The sequence below is a fragment of the Bradyrhizobium sp. USDA 4486 genome, assembly GCF_054057995.1.
This window is the reverse complement of the sequence record NZ_JBSRZV010000001.1, coordinates 2064463-2082258: the sequence shown is the minus strand read 5'-3', so window position 1 is coordinate 2082258 and position 17796 is coordinate 2064463. Positions and strand designations below refer to the sequence as shown.

Sequence of the window (17796 nt, the reverse complement as noted above, 5' to 3'; positions counted from 1 at the left end):
CGCTCGAGAACGCTCTAGTCGCGCGCAACCACCTTGACGCCGCCCATATAGGGCTGCAGCACATCCGGCACGGCGATCGAGCCGTCCTCCTGCTGATAGGTTTCCATCACGGCGATCAGCGCGCGGCCGACCGCGGTGCCGGAGCCGTTCAGCGTGTGCACGAAGCGCGGCTTGCCGTCAGGCCCGCGCGAGCGCGCATCCATGCGCCGCGCCTGGAAATCGCCGCAGACCGAACAGCTCGAGATCTCGCGGAACATGCCGCCCTCGCCCTGCCCGGGCATCCAGACCTCGATGTCGTAGGTTTTTTGCGACGAGAAACCCATGTCTCCTGCGCAGAGCGTCATCACGCGGTAGTGCAGGCCGAGCCTCTGGAGCACCTGCTCGGCGCAGGACAGCATCCGCTCCAGCTCGTCCTTGCTGGTCTCCGGCGTCGTGATCGAGACCAGCTCGACCTTGGTGAACTGGTGTTGGCGGATCATGCCGCGGGTGTCGCGCCCGGCCGCGCCCGCCTCGGCACGGAAGCACGGCGTCAGTGCGGTGAGGCGCATCGGCAATTGCTTCTCGTCGAGGATGGATTCGCGCACGAGATTGGTGAGCGAGACCTCCGCCGTCGGGATCAAGCCGAGGCGTTCGGTCTTCAGCCGCTCGTGATCGGGCGCGGCGAGAAGCTCGCCCTTGATCGCCCAGAACTGATCGTCCTCGAACTTCGGCAATTGCCCGGTGCCGAACATCACCTCGTTGCGCACCAGCAGCGGCGGGTTGATCTCGGTGTAGCCGTGCTCATTGGTGTGCAGGTCGAGCATGAACTGGCCGATCGCGCGTTCGAGCCGCGCCAGCCCCTTCTTCAGCACGACAAAGCGCGCGCCGGACAGCTTTGCCGCCGCCTCGAAATCCATGTAGCCGAGCGCGGTGCCGAGATCGTCGTGCAGCTTTGGTGTGAAGCCGTAGCTGCGCTTGTTGCCGAACACGTGGTGCTGCACGTTGCCATGCTCGTCGACGCCATCGGGCACTTCGTCGAACGGAATGTTCGGGATTGCGGACAGCTCCTTCGTCAGCTCCTCGTCGGCAGCCTTCGCGGCCGCTTCGAGCTGCGGCATCGTGGTCTTGAGCTCGGCCACCTCGGCCATCAGCTTGGCCGCGCGCGCCTCGTCCTTGGCCTTCTTGGCGTCGCCGATCTCCTTGGAGGCCGCGTTGCGCCGCGCCTGCGCCTGCTCCGAGGCCAGGATCGCAGCACGCCGCCTCTCATCGATCGCGAGCAGCGAGGCCGACAACGGCTTCAGCCCACGCCTGGCAAGGCCGGCGTCGAAGGATTGCGGATTGTCGCGGATCGATTTGATGTCGTGCATGGCTGTGGTCCTGGATCAGCGCGTAAACATACAACGACGAAACGTTGTGCGTTTGCATTAGCGCGTCTCCCTAGCACGGCTGTCATCATCCGCGAAGGCGGATGATCCAGTATTCCAGAGACGTCCGTGATTCACCGATGGGCCCGCGGCGTACTGGATTCCCCGCCTTCGCGGGGAATGACACCGCGCCCTACTCGGCCGGATTGGCCGGCGTCGAGACGTCGGTGCCTGTGGCTTGCGAGGAAGCCGCCGACTTCTTCTCCACCATCGCCACCGCGATGATCGAGCCCTCGTAGAGCGCCAGCAGGGGGATTGCCAGCGAGCACTGGCTGAGCACGTCCGGCGGGGTCAGCACGGCCGCGATGACGAAGGCGATGACGATGAAATAGCGGCGCTTCTCGCGCAGCATCTTCGAGGTGATGATGCCGATGCGGCCGAGCAGCGTGAGGATCACCGGAAGCTGGAAGGCGATACCGAAGGCGAAGATCAGCGACATCATCAGCGACAGATATTCGCCGACCTTGGGCAAGAGCTGGATCTGCGCGGTCTCGTCGCTGCCGGCCTGCTGCATGCCGAGCGAGAAGCGCACCAGCATCGGCAGCACGACGAAATAGACCAGCGCAGCGCCCAGCACGAAGAAGAACGGGGTCGCGACCAGATACGGCAGGAAGGCTTGCTTCTCGTGCTTGTAGAGCCCTGGCGCCACGAACTTGTAGATCTGCGTCGCCACGATCGGGAACGAGATGAAGCCGGCGCCGAACAGCGCAAGCTTCAGCTGCGTGATGAAATATTCCAGCAGCGCCGTGTAGATGAACTTGGAATTCTCGGGCCCTGCTACCCACACGAACGGCCAGACCAGCACGTTGTAGATCTGCTTGGCGAAGAAGAAGCAGAAGATGAAAGCCACGCCAAAACCGAGCAATGCCTTGATCAGCCGCGAGCGCAGCTCGATCAAATGGTCCATCAGCGGGGCCTTGCTGGCCTCGATATCGGCGTCGGTCATGACGCTTTGGCGTCCTTGATCGCTTCGGATGGCGCGGTGTCCTGGGTCACCGGGGTCTGGGTGGCCTGCGCCTGCTCAACCTCTCGGGTAATCGCGAGCGGCTCGTTCACGGCCGCATGGGTCTCGGCTTCCACGAAGGTGCTGGGGGTCGGCGCTTCCGGAGTCGTCGGCGTCTCGGGCTGCTCGACCGCAGCGGCGGTCGACGTCTCGGCCGGCTTGTCCAGCGCATCGACGCGGAGCGCGTCGCTGACGTCCTTCTGCAGAGAGGTCAACGGATTGAACCCAGTGGCGGCCTCCTTGACCTCGTCAAAGCTCTTCTTGAGGTCGGCCATTTCGGCCTCGCGCATCGCTTCCTGGAACTGGCCCTGGAATTCGGCGGCCATCTTGCGCGCCTTGCCCATCCACTGCCCGACCATGCGCAGCACGCCCGGCAGCTCCTTCGGGCCGATGGCGATCAGGGCCACAACCCCGATCAGGACCAGTTCACTCCACCCGATGTCGAACATGAGGTCTTCCGTTCACGCGAAGCCGCTGCCGGCCCAATCCCTTGCGCGCAGGATGGGGCCGCTACCCGCGTCTCGCGTGCTCTCTGGCTCAGACGGCCTTGCTACCGACGTCGGAGCGCGCCGCGGTCGGCGCGGCATTGTGCTCGATGGACTTGGCCGGCTCGGGCTTCTCGGCAGGCTTGTCGTCGTCCTGCATGCCCTTCTTGAACGCCTTGATGCCCTGCGCCACGTCGCCCATCAGATCCGAAATCTTGCCGCGGCCGAACAGCAGCAGGACCACTGCGATCACCAAGATCCAGTGCCAAATGCTGAGTGAACCCATCCTGCAACCCTCCAAACGCGCATGGCCGGGGACCCGGCCGATCTTTACCGAAACCTAGGCTTGGCAGGTGTCAAAAACAAGGACCAAGGCAGCGCCAATTCGCTGTTGGCGCTACGCAATCTTGCTAGTGTTAACCGGTCGCAGGTAGCCTGTGACGCGCCGGGGCGTCACTCTCCAGCGCCGCCTTCGCCACCGCGCTCATTGCCGCCTTCCGGCGCTTCGGGCTCGGCCGCGGGCGCCAATGCGAGATCAAGGTCCTCGCCCGGTTCCAGCGGATCCTCGTCCTCACGCAAGGCCGGGTCGTCCGACGGCGTCGGCACGCTGAATCCGGTCGGCAGACGCGAATCCAGCAGGCCCGTGCCCTTCAGCTCTTCCAGCCCCGGCAGATCGCCGAGCTGTTCCAGGGTGAACTGCGACAGGAATTCCTCGGTGGTTCCGAAGGTCAGCGGGCGGCCGGGCGTCTTGCGACGGCCGCGCGGCTTGATCCAGCCGGTCTCCAGCAGCACGTCGAGCGTGCCCTTCGAGGTGACGACGCCGCGGATCTCCTCGATCTCGGCGCGCGTCACCGGCTGGTGATAGGCGATGATCGCCAGCACCTCGATCGCCGCGCGCGACAGGCGGCGGGTCTCGTGGCTCTCACGCGTCATCAGCCAGGCCAGATCGCCTGCGGTACGGAAGGTCCATTTGTTGGCGACGCGGACGAGGTTCACGCCGCGCAAGGCATAGTCGGCTTGGAGCTGCTCAAGCGCTGCCTTGACGTCGACGCCCTCGGGCATGCGCTTGGCCAGCGTTGCCGTATCCAGCGGTTCACTCGAGGCGAACAGCAGCGCTTCCAGCAGCCGCAATTCTTCGGGACGTGCCTGGGATTCGCTCTCCATCGGCTCGGCCTCTTCTACCCGCACTTCAGCCAGGCTTGCCATGGCAGATTCTCCTTCTTGCACTTAAGCGACCGGCGCGTCGGGCGCAGGAGCTGCGTCCGGAACCGGTTTAGGACGCCCTTTTCGGAAATAGATGGGCGCAAACGCCTCTTTCTGGTTCAGCTCGAGCTGACCTTCGCGCACGAGCTCGAGCGCGGCGGCGAAACTCGAGGCGAAAACCGTCGCGCGCTGCGTCGGATCGGCGACGTGCCGGATCAGGAAGTCGTCGAGAACGCCCCAATCGTCCTGTTCGGTGATGCTGCCGACCAGCCGCTCCAGCGTGGCGCGCGCTTCCGCGAGCGACCACACCGTGCGCTTGGCCAGATGCACGCTCGCCAGCACGCGCGACTGGCGCTGCGCGGCATAGGCGGTGAGCAGGTCGTAGAGCGTTGCGGTGTATTTCGGATGCTTGATCTCGGCGATCTGCTCGGGCTCGCCGCGCGGGAAGATGTCGCGCTGCAATTGCGGCCTGTTCATCAGGCGGTTGGCGGCTTCGCGAATGGCTTCCAGACGGCGCAGACGGTTGGCGAGCGCCGTCGCCATCTGCTCCGCGCTTGGCCCTTCCGCACTCGGCGGCTCCGGCAGCAGCAGGCGCGACTTCAGGAAGGCGAGCCAGGCCGCCATTACGAGGTAGTCGGCGGCAAGCTCGAGGCGAATCTTTCGCGCCGCCTCGATGAAGTGCAGGTACTGGTCGGCCAGCGCCAGGATCGAGATCTTGGCGAGGTCGACCTTCTGTTGCCGCGCGAGCGCGAGCAGCAGGTCGAGCGGGCCCTCATAGCCCTCGACGTCCACCACGAGCGCCGGCTCACCCTCGGCGAGCTCTGCGGGCCGCCCGGTTTCGAACGATAGGATTTCTGCGGTCATGCGGATGCCGTGCTTGCCCGTGCGATCAATGCGTCCAGCTCAGTGCGCGCGGCCGCACGGTCGAACGGCTGCGGTGTCTTGCGCGCTGCGAGCGCGGCGTTCGCCCGCTCCAGCGCCCTGCCCGACAGTTCGGGTGTATCACCGGCGACCTCGCGCATCTCCTCGATGTTGCCGTTGCAATGCAGGGCGATGTCGCAGCCAGCCGCGAAGATGGCGCGGGTCCGCTCGGCGATCGTGCCCGCCAGCGCGTTCATCGACACGTCATCACTCATTAACAAACCCTGGAACCCGATTGCGCCGCGAATCACCTGAGCGATCATTGTCGCAGAAGTCGTCGCCGGATGGGCGGGGTCGACGGCGCTAAACACAACATGTGCAGTCATGGCCATCGGCAGGTCGGCCAGTGGCCTGAACGCCGCGAAGTCGGTCCGATCGAGTTCGGCCCTCGCCGTATCGACCGTCGGCAGCTTGAAATGGGTGTCGGCGGTCGCCCGGCCATGCCCGGGGATGTGCTTGAGGACCGGCAGCACGCCGCCCTGCTCCAGGCCCTCGGTGACCGCGCGGGCGATCGCGGCAACCTTCTCCGGCGAGGTGCCATAGGCCCGGTTTCCGATGACGGCATCGGCCCCAGGCACCGGCACGTCGGCCAGCGGCAAGCAGTCCACGGTGATGTCGAGATCGGCCAGATCGGCTGCGATCAGGCGGGCGCTGAGCCGCGCCGCGGTCAGCCCGAGCGCCGAATCAGTGTCGTACAGGGTCGAGAATACGGCGCCTGGCGGATAGACCGGCCAATACGGCGGCCCCAGCCGCTGCACCCGTCCGCCCTCTTGGTCGATCAGGACGGGCGCATCAGCGACGCCCGCAACGGCCCGCAATTCCGTAACCAGTGCAGCAACTTGCGCCGGCGTCGCGACATTGCGCTTGAAGAGGATGAAGCCCCATGGGCGTTCGCTGCGGATAAACTCCCGCTCGGCGGCGGTCAGTTCCGTTCCGGAAACGCCGGTGATGAAGGCCCGCGTGCTCATAAGGGCCGATTAGCCCTGCCCCGCGAGGGGGTCAAGGAAAGGGCCGTTAATTCCTCTGGACGAAGCAGGCCGACAGGCCCGCGGACTTCAAGCTGTTGCAGGCCTGCGTCGCCTCCTCGGCCGATCCATAGGGACCTGCGAAGGCGCGGTAGACGATGCCCTTGCCCTTGTCGGTGAGGTCGACGCGCTTGACCACCGGCGCGCGGGAGCCCAGCACGCTGCCATACTTGCTCTGAAGCACCCGGTACGAGGCGTGAGCGCTCTCCTCGGTCTGCTGCGAGGAGACCTGCACGATGTAGCCACCGCCGCTACCGCTTGCGGGCGCGATCTGCGTCGGGGTGGTCGCAGCTATCCGCTGCGGCGGCTCGGCAGGCGCTGCCTGCGGGGCCAGTGACATCGGCTGATTGGCGCTGGCATTGGCCGAGGCCGGCGGATTGCGCGGCGCGGTCGCCGCGGGGGCAGGCGCTGTGACGGGCTTCGGCGCTGTTGCCGCAGACTTGGCGGCCGCGGCTTGCGGCGCAGCGCTATCGGTCTGCTCGCCGCGCACGGCCACGGTCCTGATCGGACGCGGCGAATTGTTCGGCATAGTACCGTTGCTCGGCGCCGGGCCTGTGCTCGGCGGCACCGCGGAGGGCGAGACGCTCGCCACCGATGGCGGATTGGCGTTCTGGTTCAGCGGCGGGAACACCACGCGAGGACCGCTGGCCTTGGCGTTGACGTCGACCGGCGCCTCTTCGCGCGGCACGATCTTCTCGGAGCCGTCACCGCTGATCATGCGATCCGGCACCTTGGCCGAGGCGTCCGTCGGCGCCGGCACGATCTTGGTCGGCGTATTGTCGGCCCGGATGATCGGCGGCTCACCGCTGCGGGGCGAGCCGACATAGGTTTTGTAGGCGAAGGCCGCGCCCGTGCCGACGACGGCGAGCGCGAGGATCGCCGCGACCGTCATCAAGCCGCCGCGCTGCTGCTTCTTCGGCTCGTCCTCGTCGAGATCGGATTCGGGATAGTCACTCTGGAACGCGTAGGGATCATTGGGATAAGCGGGATCACGTTGATAGTCCTGCTCGCCCGTCTCCAGCCGTCCGTAGAGCGCATCGTCGTAGCGCGACGGATCGGGCTGCTGATACGGTTCCTGATAGGCTTGCTCCTGGTGGGCCTGACCGGGCTGCTGATAAGCCTGATCCTGATAGGCTTGAGCGTGAGCCCGATCCTGATAGCCGTGACCGGGATACGCCTGCGGCTGATGGTAATCAGGCGCGGGCGCGGCCGGCTGGGCTGAATAGCGATGCAGCGGATGGACCGGGCTCACAGAGACAGGATAGTCGGGCTCGGGGGCCGGCTGCGGCTGCACGTTGGCGCGCCGCATCCATGATGGCGGCCCGGACGGAGGCGGCGGAGCCTGCTCGGCATGGTCCTGCTGATAATCGTCTTGCGAATAGTTGTCGTGATGGCTCTGGGCAGGCGCTCGCGCTGCCGACGGGCTAAAGCTGGGCGGCGACTGCGCAGCGAACGGATCGGTCTGACCGATCAGGCGGGCGAGCTCGGCCAAAGGATCGCTTTCCGCCTTTCCATGCTGGTCGCTGCCGCGACCATAGTCATCGGAAGGAAACGGTCTGCTGTGATATCGTTCGGCCATCGTGATGATGCGTCCCTTCGGGAAAGCCGCGCGCTCCTCGACCAAGGCACGACTTTCGACCCACAAGGCTGTCAACCAAGTCTAAGCGATCCGGCTTCTGCCGGTTACCCCCGAATTCCCATTAAGTAGTTCGCCCCAAACTACCGCATCTCGTCCGGAGCATGGACGCCGAGGATGGCGAGGCCCGATGCCAGGACAGAGACGACGCCCTGGACCATTGCCAGTCGCGCCTTTGTAAGATCTGCATCATTATTGATAATGAAGCGTAAATAGGGCAAGTCGCGCCCCTTCGTCCAAAGTGCGTGAAATTCGCTCGCTAAGTCATAGAGATAGAAGGCGATTCGGTGCGGCTCGTGAGCTGCGGCGGCAGCTTCCAGCATGCGCGGATAAATTGCGAGGCGCTTGAGAAGGTCGAGCTCGAGGGGGTCGGACAGCCGTTCCACCGCCGACTCACTGAGCCAGGCGATGCGCTTGCCGGTGTCCTCCGGCAGTTGGGGGAACACCTCCGCCCGGGCGTTGCGGAAGATCGAGTGGCCGCGGGCATGGCCGTACTGGACATAGAACACGGGGTTGTCGCGCGACTGTTCCATCACCTTGGCGAGGTCGAACTCGAGCACCGCGTCGTTCTTGCGGTACAGCATCATGAACCGGACGGCGTCCTGGCCGACCTCATCCACCACCTCACGCAAGGTGACGAAGTCCCCGCTCCGCTTGGACATTTTCACGGGCTCGCCGTTGCGCAGCAACTTCACGAGCTGGACGATCTTGACGTCGAGCGATCCCTTGCCCGAGGTCGTCGCCTTCACCGCCGCCTGCATGCGCTTGATGTAGCCGCCATGGTCGGCGCCCCAGACGTCGATCATCTCGGCAAAGCCGCGGTCGAACTTGTTCTTGTGGTAGGCGATGTCGGAGGCGAAGTAGGTGTAGGAATTGTCCGACTTGATCAGCGGACGATCGACGTCGTCGCCATAGGCGGTCGCCTTGAACAGCAGCTGCTCGCGGTCTTCCCAATCCTCGACGGGCGCGCCCTTCGGCGGCGGCAGCCGCCCTTCATAGATGTCGCCCTTGGCGCGCAGGAAATCGATGGTCTCGGCGACCTTGTTGTTACCGCCTTCGATCAGCGAGCGCTCCGAGAAGAACACGTCGTGGCGGATGTTGAGGGCGGCGAGATCGTCCTTGATCTCGTCCATCATCATCGCGATCGCCTTGGCGCGGACCGTCGGCAGCCATTGCGCCTCGCTCAATGCGAGGAGCTTGTCGCCGTGCTCCTTCGCGAGCGCCGCACCGACCGGCTTGAGATAGTCGCCGGGATAGAGTCCTTCCGGGATCGCGCCGATGTCCTCGCCGAGCGCCTCGCGGTAGCGGAGAAACGCGGAGCGGGCCAGCACGTCGACCTGGGCGCCGGCGTCGTTGATGTAGTATTCGCGGATCACGTCGTGGCCGGCGAACTGGAGCAGGCTCGCCAGCGCATCGCCGAACACGGCGCCGCGGCAATGGCCGACATGCATCGGCCCGGTCGGATTGGCCGAGACGTACTCGACATTGACCTTGGAGCCGCCGCGGATGCGGCCGTAGTCAGAACCCTCGCGCAGCACCGTGCGCAGCGCCTCGGCCCAGGCGGCCGGCTTCAAGGTCAGATTGATGAAGCCGGGACCGGCGACGTCGACCTTGGCGATCAGCGCGTCCGCGCGGAGCCGCTCGGCGATCTGCTCGGCGAGATCGCGGGGCTTTGCCTTTGCCTCTTTCGCAAGCACCATGGCGGCGTTGGTCGCCATGTCGCCATGGGAGGCATCGCGGGGCGGCTCGACCAACACGCGCGAGAAATCGATGCCCTCGGGCCAGTTGGCGTCCGCCGCGAGCGCGCGGCAGGCAGCGTGCACGCGTGCGAGCACGTCGGCGAACAAATGCAGGGATGGGGGTGTCTGGGGCATGGGCGCCGCCTAACGCAAATCCGGGGTCGAGTCAAAAAGCCGCTGGTGCTCGGTCAGGGCGAAACGGTCGGTCATTCCGGCAATGAAATTGCCGATCCGGCGGGCCCGGTCACCCTCATTGTCCGCCTCCGCCCCCGTGAGCCATTCCGGCGGCAGCTCGGCCGGCGATGCCAGGTATTTGGCGAACAGATCGAACAGGATCTGCTCGGCCTCCCCCATCACCCGCATCACCCGCTTGTGGCGGTACATGTGCTGATAGAGGAAGCTCTTGATGGCGGCTTCCTCCTCGGCGACCTCGGCCGGGAACGCGATCAGCGCCCTGCTCTGCTGGCGCACGTCCTGGGCCGATTGCGGCTTCAGGGCGTCGAGGTTCTTCTGCGCCTCCGCGAACACCGCGCCGATCAGGTGCGAGATCAGCTCGCGCACCAGTTCGGCGCCGCGCCTGACGTCTTCGAGGTCAGGGTAATGCACCGAGGTGTCGGCGATGATCTCCGCGGTGAGCGGCATCACCTTGAGGTCATCGAGATGAAACAGGCCTGCGCGCAGGCCATCGTCGATGTCGTGAGCGTCATAGGCGATGTCGTCGGCGATCGCGGCGACCTGGGCTTCCAGCGAGGCGAAGCTCCACAATTCGAGATCATAGGTCTTGATGTAATCGGCGATACCGACGGGGACGCCGTGCTCGCGATAGCGCCCTACCGGCGCGCCGCTGCGATCGGTCAAGGGGCCGTTGTGCTTGACGATGCCTTCCAGCGACTCCCAGGTCAGGTTCAGGCCGTCGAATTCGGGATAGCGGTGCTCCAGCGCGGCGACGACGCGAAGCGTCTGGGCGTTGTGGTCGAAGCCGCCGAACTGCTTCAGGCAGGCATCTAGGGCGCGCTCGCCGGCGTGCCCGAACGGCGGGTGGCCGAGATCGTGGGCGAGCGCCAGGGTTTCGGTGAGGTCCTCGTCCAGCCCGAGTTGCCGGGCCAGCGCCCGGGCGATCTGCGCCACCTCCAGCGAATGGGTCAGCCGGGTGCGATAATGGTCGCCCTCATGGAACACGAACACCTGGGTCTTGTACTTGAGGCGGCGGAATGCGGTGGAATGGATCACCCGGTCGCAATCCCGCCGGAACGGGCTGCGGGTCCGGCTCGGCGGCTCCGCGACCAGCCGGCCCCGGCTGCGATCGGGGTCGCAGGCATAGGGCGCGCGGGGGGCTGCCATTCCGACGGACACGGCGAATTTAGTCCCTATCCATTTGATTCTGCGTCTGGTGGCACTTAACTATGTCGGGCGCGGGATACCAACTGAATTGGGCAAATGAACCTGGTATGACGCGGGCCTATCGGAGACTGACAATGACGACTGCCGTGACCATCAGTGACCGCGCCGCACGCCGGATCGGGGAGATCCTCAAAGGCGAAGGCGCAGGCGCGATGCTGCGCATCTCGGTCGAGGGCGGCGGCTGCTCCGGCTTCCAATACAAGTTCGACATCGACCGCGACCGCACCGACGACGACCTCGTCATCGAGCAGGACAACGCGGTGGTGCTGGTCGATTCCGCCTCACAGCCGTTCCTCGCGGGATCGCAGGTCGATTTCGTCGACGACCTGATCGGCGCTTCGTTCCGCGTCAACAATCCGAACGCGACGGCGTCCTGCGGCTGCGGCACCAGCTTCTCGATCTAGTCCCGAGCCAAAATCTGAAAAACAACCCCATGCACAGTAGCCGGGACGCCGGCATGGTGCATTTCGTCTTTTACGAAAATGAATTGACGCGTCGGGCAAAACGGGGGTAAGGTGTGATCATGGCGAGGTCCCCACGGGCGGTGAGCTCGACCAGACGCGCACGCGGCGCGGGTTGGATACGGCCCCATGTCGAAGCGGGCCTGCCGCAGTCGAGTGTCAGGTGTCAGTCGTGACATGATCCCACGCTTGTTCCCTGTATCCGATAAGCCAGTTCAAAGCGTGGTGTCTTTCTTCCGTTACGCCAGGATCTAGAGCTGCCGGTACCGGCTGTCCTTTAATGCGGGCGTTCCTAACAGCCCAGTGGTACCTGTAGATCAGATCGGCCTGATCGGCAGCGACAAAGATCGAGCATGCCTATCGCAGCCTTGCCGCTTGGAGCGCGCGCAAGACTGCGACATCATTGCGCCACGGCGAAGCGATAGTGCCCGTCTTCATCGGCCGCGGCGCGGCCATCTGGGTGGGACCGCCGCCAGTGAGGCCTCATGATCGACGAAACGGCCTCACGGCGATGCCGGTGCGGCGGGCTGCAGCGCGTGGCCGCGACGCGCGATGCGCTCGTGCATCTGCCCGATCATGCGGCTGGCGGTGGTCTCGAACAGGCAGGGAATGACCGCGTGCACCAGCGCCACCAATGCGGCGCCGAACAGGCGGGCCGCAAATCCAAGCGCGAACAGGAAATGCTCGCCGTAGGATTCATCGACGCTCTGCGGATGGGACAGAAATAGCCGGTGCAGGGTGGTTTGCATGCGGGGCTCCAGGAGGCGCGGTTCGCCTGCAATCCCTAGTGGATTCGGGCCAAGAAGATGTCCCAAATATCACACGATCAACCCTATGTTGGTTGAATCTGGACGATGATTTGATGTATTATTGGGATAATGGATGAAACGGATTGCAAACTCCTCAACCTCATACAGCATGACGCTGCCTTGTCGCTGGACGAGCTCAGCGAGCGGGCGGGACTTTCCCGCAACGCCTGCTGGCGCCGCATCAAGCGGCTGGAGGATGACGGCGTTATCAAGGGCCGCGTGACCCTGCTCAACGCAAGCCGCATCAACGTCGGCCTGACCGCGTTCATCGCGCTGCGCACCACCGAGCACAGCGCGAGCTGGCTCGAGCGGTTTTCGAACGCCGTGCGCGACATTCCCGAGATCATCGGCGTCTACCGCATGACCGGCGATGTCGATTATCTGCTGCAGGCCGTCATCCCGGATGTTGCCGCCTATGACAGGCTCTACCAGCGCCTGATCGGGAGGATCACGCTTGCGGACGTGTCGTCGTCATTCGTCATGCAGGAGATCAAGGCGACGACGGTGTTGCCGCTCGACTATGCGCCCGAGCGGCGCGGGTGAAGCCGTAGCATCCGGCTGGGGCCACGTGCACGCGATGGACTGGCTATGCGATCGGCCGCCGACAACACGCTGCTCGGACCTGTCACCGAAGCCGCGCGCGTTGCCATTGGCAATGTGATCAAGACCAGCGAGCGGTTCGGCGACTGCGAATGGCTCACGGCCGCGGATGCAGACGGATTCCTCGACAAGAGTACGCTGCAGGTCCAGCGAACCGGCGCCGGCAGCTGCATGATGTTCGATCGCGAGGCAAACACCATGACAGTTGCCGTGATCGCGACCTCGGGCGACACGGCCATCGGCATGATGAAACGCCCGGTCCCTGCCAGTACGTGGCGATCCCCGAGCTCGGCCGTGAAGCGTTCGGCGAGCATTCCTGCACCAGGGCAACGGCAACGGCGCCAACATCTATGTCTGGAAGAACGGCGGGCAGGCTTCGATCCTGTTCGCGCCGGTCAAGCCGCATTCGGAGTCCAGTTCGGTCGAGCGCCTGAAGGCGGTCGCGGCACGAGTCTACGGAAAACTTTAGCGCTGCACCGCGTAAAATTGCCGGCGCAAGCCTCTGTAGCTCAGCAGCGGCCGCGACGGCGCACCCGGCAATATCGACGCGAATGCCCCAAGGAAACATTACGCTATGTCGTCTCTTCCAGGGGCGAGCGAAATGTCTTCGCAGTCTTCCGAACGAGGCTGACGTAATTGCGAACAACGGGGGAACTATCGCCCCGCCGCAAGCCGAGCATCAGCACGGCCTTTGGCTGAACCGGACCTTTGAGCCTGCGGTACACGACGCCGTTCATTGTCATATTCTGCAGGCACGCCGGCACAAGCGACACACCGAGCCCAACTGCCACGAGGCTGAGGGCCGACGTGATGCGCGGGGCTTCTTGACCAAGGCGCGGAGTAAATCCCGCCCTGAGGCAGGCCGCCATCGTCGTCTCGTAGAAGGCGGGCCCGAGTTGACGCGCATAGATAATGAATGGCTCGTCGGCCAAGTCCCTCAGGGAAAGCGACGCGGCGCGGCGCCCGCTCCGGGCGAGCGGGTGGTCACTCGGCAATGCCGCGATCATCGGCTCGCGAAGCAGCGGCGCCGGCGGCAATATAGGGATGGGTCAGGGCGCGAGGGCCATCGCCGATGGTTACACCGTTCTCGTCGTGCCGCCGAACATCCGGCGATGTACGACAAGGTGCCGTACGATCCCTACAAGGATTTTGAGCCGGTGACGGTGGCGGTGAGTGCGCCCACGGTGGTGACGATCCATCCTTCGCTGGCGGCCAGGAATCTGAGCGAGCTGGTCACGCTTATCAAGGCGGGCGGCGCGAAATACAGCTTCGCGTCACCCGGCACCGGCACGCCGCCGCATCTCATCGGCGAGCTGTTTCGTCTGTCACTGGGGCTCGACCTTGTGCATGTCCCTTTCAACAGCGCGGGCCAGGCGGTCGGCTCGACCTTGGCGGGTCACACTCCGATCGCGTTCACGTCGTTACCGCCCGCAGTACCGCATATCCACGAAGGGAAACTGCGTGCCCTCGCCGTCACCAGCCAGACGCGATCGTCGGCGCTGCCCGACGTGCCGGACACGGCCGAAGCGGGATACCCCGAGATTCAGGGCGAAGGGTGGTTCGCGTTTGTCGTTCCGGCCGGGACGCCCAAAGAGGTTATCGCGCTGCTCAACCGCGAGGTCATTCGCGCCATGGCTCTCCCCGACATCAAGGAAAAAATGGCAGCGCTTGGGTTCACGGTGGTCGGGACCACTCCGGAGGACTCCGCGAAGCTGTTTCGCGCCGAAAGCGAGAAATGGTCCAAGGTCATCCGCGAGGCCGCCATCAAGGCAAATTGACGGGCTCAGCCGGCGGCTATCATGATGCGCGATCCGGTGGCTCGGCCCTTATGGAAAGCTTCAGCCGCCTGTCATCTGCCTTTCTTCGTCCGTCCACTCCACGTCAGCCGGCATCAGCTCCGGCTGAAGCGGTGCGCCCTCCGACATCGCGTAGCCATCCAGCGCACGCAGCAAGGCTGCGGCCAGCGCCGGCTTGCGCAAGGGTTTGGCCAGGAAGTCCGACATGCCGGCCTCGCGGCCGATCTTGACGTCGTCCGGAAAGGCGTTGGCGGTCAGCGCGACGATCGGCAACGTGTCGAAGCGCCCTCCTTCCGCGCGGATCGCGCGGGTTGCGGCGAGCCCGTCCATCTCGGGCATGCGCACGTCCATCAGCACGATGTCGTAATCGTCCTCTGAGGCCGCCGCGACGGCCTGAACACCGTCGGTCACGACCTTCAGCTCCACATCGAACGCCCCCAGCATCTTGCTCACGACCATGCGGTTGACCGCATCGTCCTCGGCGACCAACACCTTGAGCGGCCGGTCGAGGGTGGCGATGCGAGCCTTGAGCGCGTCGGCCTCGTCGGCGCCCGCCACCAGGTCGGACGCCTGCGCCTGGCTCCAGGGCAGCACCAATGTGAAGCGGAAGGTCGAGCCCTCGCCCGGCATCGAGGTGACGCCGATCGTGCCGCCCATCTGCTCGATGATGCGCCGGGAGATCGCGAGCCCCAGCCCGGTGCCGCCGAAGCGGCGACTGATCGAGGCGTCGGCCTGGGCGAAGTCGCTGAACAGCTGGCCAATCTTTTCGGGTGCGATGCCGATGCCGCTGTCGGTTACGGCCCATTCGACGGTGGCGAGCAGGTCGCGGCGCGCCCGGCAGGTCGCCGAGATCGCCACTTCACCTTTATCGGTGAACTTCACTGCGTTGGAAGCAAGGTTGAGCAGCACCTGGCGGATGCGCGCGACGTCGCCGCGCAATGTCGGCGGCAGGTTCGGATCGAGCTCGACCTTGACTGTGAGCCCCTTGCTCGTGGCGCTGGCGCGCGCGACGGTCGCGACCGTCTCGACCAATGCCTGCGGGGCGAAATCGATCGCCTCGAACTGGAAGCGGCCGGCCTCGAGCTTGGAGAGGTCGAGGATGTCGTTGAGGATGCGCTGGAGGTTGTCCCCGGACTCCCGGATCGTGGTGACCGCCTCGCGCTGCTCCGGATCGAGCTTGGTCTCCAGCAGCATGCTGGCGAGCCCGAGCACGCCGTTCATCGGCGTGCGGATCTCGTGACTCATGACTGCGAGGAAATCCGACTTCGCGCGGCTCTCGGCCTCGGCCTTTTCGGCGCGCCAGCGCTCGGTGACGTCGCGGCCGAAGCCGCGATAGCCCAAAAATTGCCCGTCACGGTCATAGGCCGGCTTCGCGGTCAGCGACCACAGCCGCGCCTCGCCGCCGGCGACGACCTTGAGGTTCATCTCGTGCAGCGGCTCGGCATGCTCCATCAGGCCGACGACGTTGTAGGCGGCGGCCTTGTCCTCGGGGCAGAGCATGTCGAGCACGTCGGAGAAATGCGAGCCCTTCAGGAGCGGGAGCGGCAGCTGCGCGACGTCGGCGAAGCGCTGGGGCACGTCGACGAGATGCCCTTCGGCATCGGTCTGCCACAGCCAGTCGCTGGCGTTCTCCTGGAAGTCCTTCAGCAGCAGCGAGATAATCTCGGTCTGCTGTTCGAGCTCGAGCTGGGCCTTGAGGTTGCCGAGGAACAGGTTGCCCTGCGAGACGATGTTGCGCGCCATGAAGAACGCGAACAGCAGCAGGAACATGGCGGTCACCAGATACGGCCCGCTGCCGCAGAGCAGCATCGCGCCCGCACAGGCGACCGTCATGGTGGCGAGATAGACGAGGCCAGCGCGAGGGAAGGTCGACAGCGTGAAGGCGCCGCCTGACATCATGCCGACCATCAGGCAGGCCAGGATGAGCTGGCTGGTCGGCTCGATGCGGCTGAACAGCGCCAGCGGCAGCGTGCCCCAGACCGCGGCGAGGAAGAACGCCTGCCGTAGCATCTGCCGCGCGGCGCGCGGCGAGGCCTCCTGCGGCGGGCTCTGGTGCGAGCGCCGCCAGGCACGCACGGCGAGCGAGGCGGTGACAGCAAGGGTCATGCCCCAGGTCGCGAGAAAGTCGTTCCAGCCCCTGCCCCAGAACAGGATCAGCACGATGGCAACGTTGAGCATGGTGACCGCCATCGTCACCGGCATGGCCAGCATCACCGCATCGATCTGCTTGGCGCGGATGCGGCGCAGCTCGCGCTCACCGAGTCCGGCGGTCAGGCCGTCCTCGATCTCGAAACCGCCGAGCCGATACCGGAACGCGCCGATGAGGCCGTCGCGCGGCTCAGTCCGTCCCAACGATTTATCCGGCCATCCCATCCGCGGAACCTTTTCCGTATCAATGGCCTGCGGCCTGCTTAAGCCGGGTTAATTTTGTGGGAGATTTTGCGGCGTCCTTGACGGGCGTGTTTGCAGTTTGTTCTAACAATGGCCCTTGGTCCGGAGCCTTGCCGACATGCCAATCAGAGTTGCCACCTGGAACGTGAACTCGGTCCGGCAGCGCATCGAGCCGCTGCTGACCTGGCTGCAGGAATGCCAGCCGGACATCGTCTGCCTCCAGGAGATCAAATGCGTCGACGAGGCCTTCCCGCGACTGGAGATCGAGGCGCTCGGCTACAACGTGGTCACGCACGGGCAGAAGACATTCAACGGCGTCGCCCTGCTCTCAAAACTCCGCTTCGACGAGACCAAGTCGGGGCTCGCCGGCGATGACGAGGATGCGCATGCCCGCTTCCTCGAGGGCGTGGTGACGCTCAAGCGTGGGGTCCTGCGCATCGCCTGCCTCTATCTGCCCAATGGCAATCCGGTCGGGACCGAGAAATATCCGTACAAGCTCAAATGGATGTCGCGGCTTCTTGAGTATTCGAAGGAGCGCCTCAAGGCTGAGGAGCCGCTGATCCTCGCAGGCGACTTCAACGTGATTCCACACGCCCGCGACGTCCACAATCCCGCGGCGTGGACTGAGGACGCCCTGTTCAAGACCGAGACGCGCGAGAGCTTTCAATCCCTGCTCGGCCTCGGCCTCACCGACGCCCTGCGCGCCGTCACCGATGAGGGCGGGCTCTACACGTTCTGGGATTACCAGGCCGGCGCCTGGCAGAAGAACCAGGGCCTGCGCATCGACCATCTCCTGCTGTCGCCGCAAGCCAGCGACAAGCTCGCCAATGTCGGGATCGACAGCTATGTGCGCGGCTGGGAGAAGCCGTCGGATCACGTGCCGGTTTGGGCGGATCTGGATCTGGAGGCGGCGTAACTCATTA

The 17796-nt window shown here is 65.1% G+C and carries 19 protein-coding genes; 5 read left to right on the top strand and 14 right to left on the bottom strand.

Annotated features, from left to right (window positions below; translation table 11 throughout):
- Positions 1-14: 14 nt before the first annotated feature.
- The 10 genes from serS to ACVWY3_RS10150 form a co-directional block, all read right to left on the bottom strand.
- Entirely contained in the window at positions 15-1346 is a 1332-nt protein-coding gene (gene serS / locus ACVWY3_RS10195) for a serine--tRNA ligase (RefSeq protein WP_456838322.1), read from the bottom strand.
- Positions 1347-1536: 190 nt separating this feature from the next.
- Positions 1537-2349 (bottom strand): twin-arginine translocase subunit TatC, encoded by an 813-nt coding sequence (tatC, locus tag ACVWY3_RS10190; RefSeq protein WP_456838321.1) that lies wholly within the window; start codon positions 2347-2349, stop codon positions 1537-1539.
- Complete coding sequence (gene tatB / locus ACVWY3_RS10185; RefSeq protein ID WP_456838320.1) at positions 2346-2855, bottom strand: Sec-independent protein translocase protein TatB; 510 nt, start codon at positions 2853-2855, stop codon at positions 2346-2348. Before tatB ends, tatC begins: the two co-directional genes overlap by 4 nt.
- 88 nt (positions 2856-2943) lie before the next feature.
- Entirely contained in the window at positions 2944-3177 is a 234-nt protein-coding gene (locus ACVWY3_RS10180) for a twin-arginine translocase TatA/TatE family subunit (RefSeq protein ID WP_018642198.1), read from the bottom strand.
- Positions 3178-3344: 167 nt separating this feature from the next.
- Positions 3345-4097, bottom strand: a complete 753-nt coding sequence (gene scpB, locus ACVWY3_RS10175; RefSeq protein WP_456838319.1) for an SMC-Scp complex subunit ScpB — start codon at positions 4095-4097, stop codon at positions 3345-3347.
- Between the two features lie 21 nt (positions 4098-4118).
- Entirely contained in the window at positions 4119-4958 is an 840-nt protein-coding gene (locus ACVWY3_RS10170; RefSeq protein ID WP_025036467.1) for a segregation and condensation protein A, read from the bottom strand.
- The gene (nagZ, locus tag ACVWY3_RS10165; RefSeq protein WP_456838318.1) at positions 4955-5983 is read right to left on the bottom strand and encodes a beta-N-acetylhexosaminidase; all 1029 of its coding nucleotides are present in this window, start codon (positions 5981-5983) and stop codon (positions 4955-4957) included. The genes ACVWY3_RS10170 and nagZ overlap by 4 nt, the downstream gene beginning before the upstream one ends.
- Positions 5984-6029: 46 nt before the next feature.
- The gene (locus tag ACVWY3_RS10160) at positions 6030-7619 is read right to left on the bottom strand and encodes an SPOR domain-containing protein (RefSeq protein WP_456843330.1); all 1590 of its coding nucleotides are present in this window, start codon (positions 7617-7619) and stop codon (positions 6030-6032) included.
- Positions 7620-7759: 140 nt separating this feature from the next.
- On the bottom strand, positions 7760-9550 hold the full coding sequence (argS, locus tag ACVWY3_RS10155; RefSeq protein WP_456838317.1) for an arginine--tRNA ligase: 1791 nt from the start codon (positions 9548-9550) through the stop codon (positions 7760-7762).
- A 9-nt stretch (positions 9551-9559) separates the two neighbouring features.
- Positions 9560-10768 carry a deoxyguanosinetriphosphate triphosphohydrolase gene (locus ACVWY3_RS10150; protein WP_456838316.1) on the bottom strand — a complete coding sequence of 403 codons (1209 nt, stop codon included), beginning with the start codon at positions 10766-10768 and terminating at the stop codon, positions 9560-9562.
- Positions 10769-10890: 122 nt separating this feature from the next.
- On the opposite strand from ACVWY3_RS10150, the gene erpA reads away from it, so the two are divergent.
- Positions 10891-11220, top strand: coding sequence for an iron-sulfur cluster insertion protein ErpA (erpA, locus tag ACVWY3_RS10145; protein WP_456838315.1), 330 nt, complete (start codon positions 10891-10893; stop codon positions 11218-11220).
- Between the two features lie 216 nt (positions 11221-11436).
- On the opposite strand, the gene ACVWY3_RS10140 is transcribed toward erpA, so the two are convergent.
- A complete protein-coding gene (locus ACVWY3_RS10140; RefSeq protein ID WP_456843329.1) occupies positions 11437-11625 on the bottom strand; it encodes a DUF4272 domain-containing protein in 189 nt (62 codons plus the stop codon).
- A 155-nt stretch (positions 11626-11780) separates the two neighbouring features.
- Positions 11781-12026 carry a DUF6356 family protein gene (locus ACVWY3_RS10135; RefSeq protein WP_456838314.1) on the bottom strand — a complete coding sequence of 82 codons (246 nt, stop codon included), beginning with the start codon at positions 12024-12026 and terminating at the stop codon, positions 11781-11783.
- A 129-nt stretch (positions 12027-12155) separates the two neighbouring features.
- On the opposite strand from ACVWY3_RS10135, the gene ACVWY3_RS10130 reads away from it, so the two are divergent.
- On the top strand, positions 12156-12629 hold the full coding sequence (locus ACVWY3_RS10130; protein ID WP_456838313.1) for an Lrp/AsnC family transcriptional regulator: 474 nt from the start codon (positions 12156-12158) through the stop codon (positions 12627-12629).
- 45 nt (positions 12630-12674) lie between these two features.
- The gene (locus tag ACVWY3_RS10125) at positions 12675-13322 is read left to right on the top strand and encodes a hypothetical protein (RefSeq protein WP_456838312.1); all 648 of its coding nucleotides are present in this window, start codon (positions 12675-12677) and stop codon (positions 13320-13322) included.
- Here ACVWY3_RS10125 and ACVWY3_RS10120 read toward each other — a convergent pair.
- A complete protein-coding gene (locus ACVWY3_RS10120) occupies positions 13259-13693 on the bottom strand; it encodes a LysR substrate-binding domain-containing protein (protein ID WP_456838311.1) in 435 nt (144 codons plus the stop codon). The two genes, ACVWY3_RS10125 and ACVWY3_RS10120, sit on opposite strands and share 64 nt — an antisense overlap.
- On the opposite strand from ACVWY3_RS10120, the gene ACVWY3_RS10115 reads away from it, so the two are divergent.
- The gene (locus ACVWY3_RS10115; RefSeq protein WP_456838310.1) at positions 13667-14464 is read left to right on the top strand and encodes a Bug family tripartite tricarboxylate transporter substrate binding protein; all 798 of its coding nucleotides are present in this window, start codon (positions 13667-13669) and stop codon (positions 14462-14464) included. The two genes, ACVWY3_RS10120 and ACVWY3_RS10115, sit on opposite strands and share 27 nt — an antisense overlap.
- 60 nt (positions 14465-14524) lie before the next feature.
- Here ACVWY3_RS10115 and ACVWY3_RS10110 read toward each other — a convergent pair whose 3' ends face one another.
- Positions 14525-16855 carry an ATP-binding protein gene (locus ACVWY3_RS10110; RefSeq protein WP_456838309.1) on the bottom strand — a complete coding sequence of 777 codons (2331 nt, stop codon included), beginning with the start codon at positions 16853-16855 and terminating at the stop codon, positions 14525-14527.
- Between the two features lie 136 nt (positions 16856-16991).
- Here ACVWY3_RS10110 and xth point away from each other — a divergent pair, with 136 nt between their 5' ends.
- Positions 16992-17789: an exodeoxyribonuclease III gene (gene xth / locus ACVWY3_RS10105; RefSeq protein ID WP_456838308.1), complete on the top strand. Its 798-nt coding sequence runs from the start codon at positions 16992-16994 to the stop codon at positions 17787-17789.
- Positions 17790-17796: the final 7 nt, after the last annotated feature.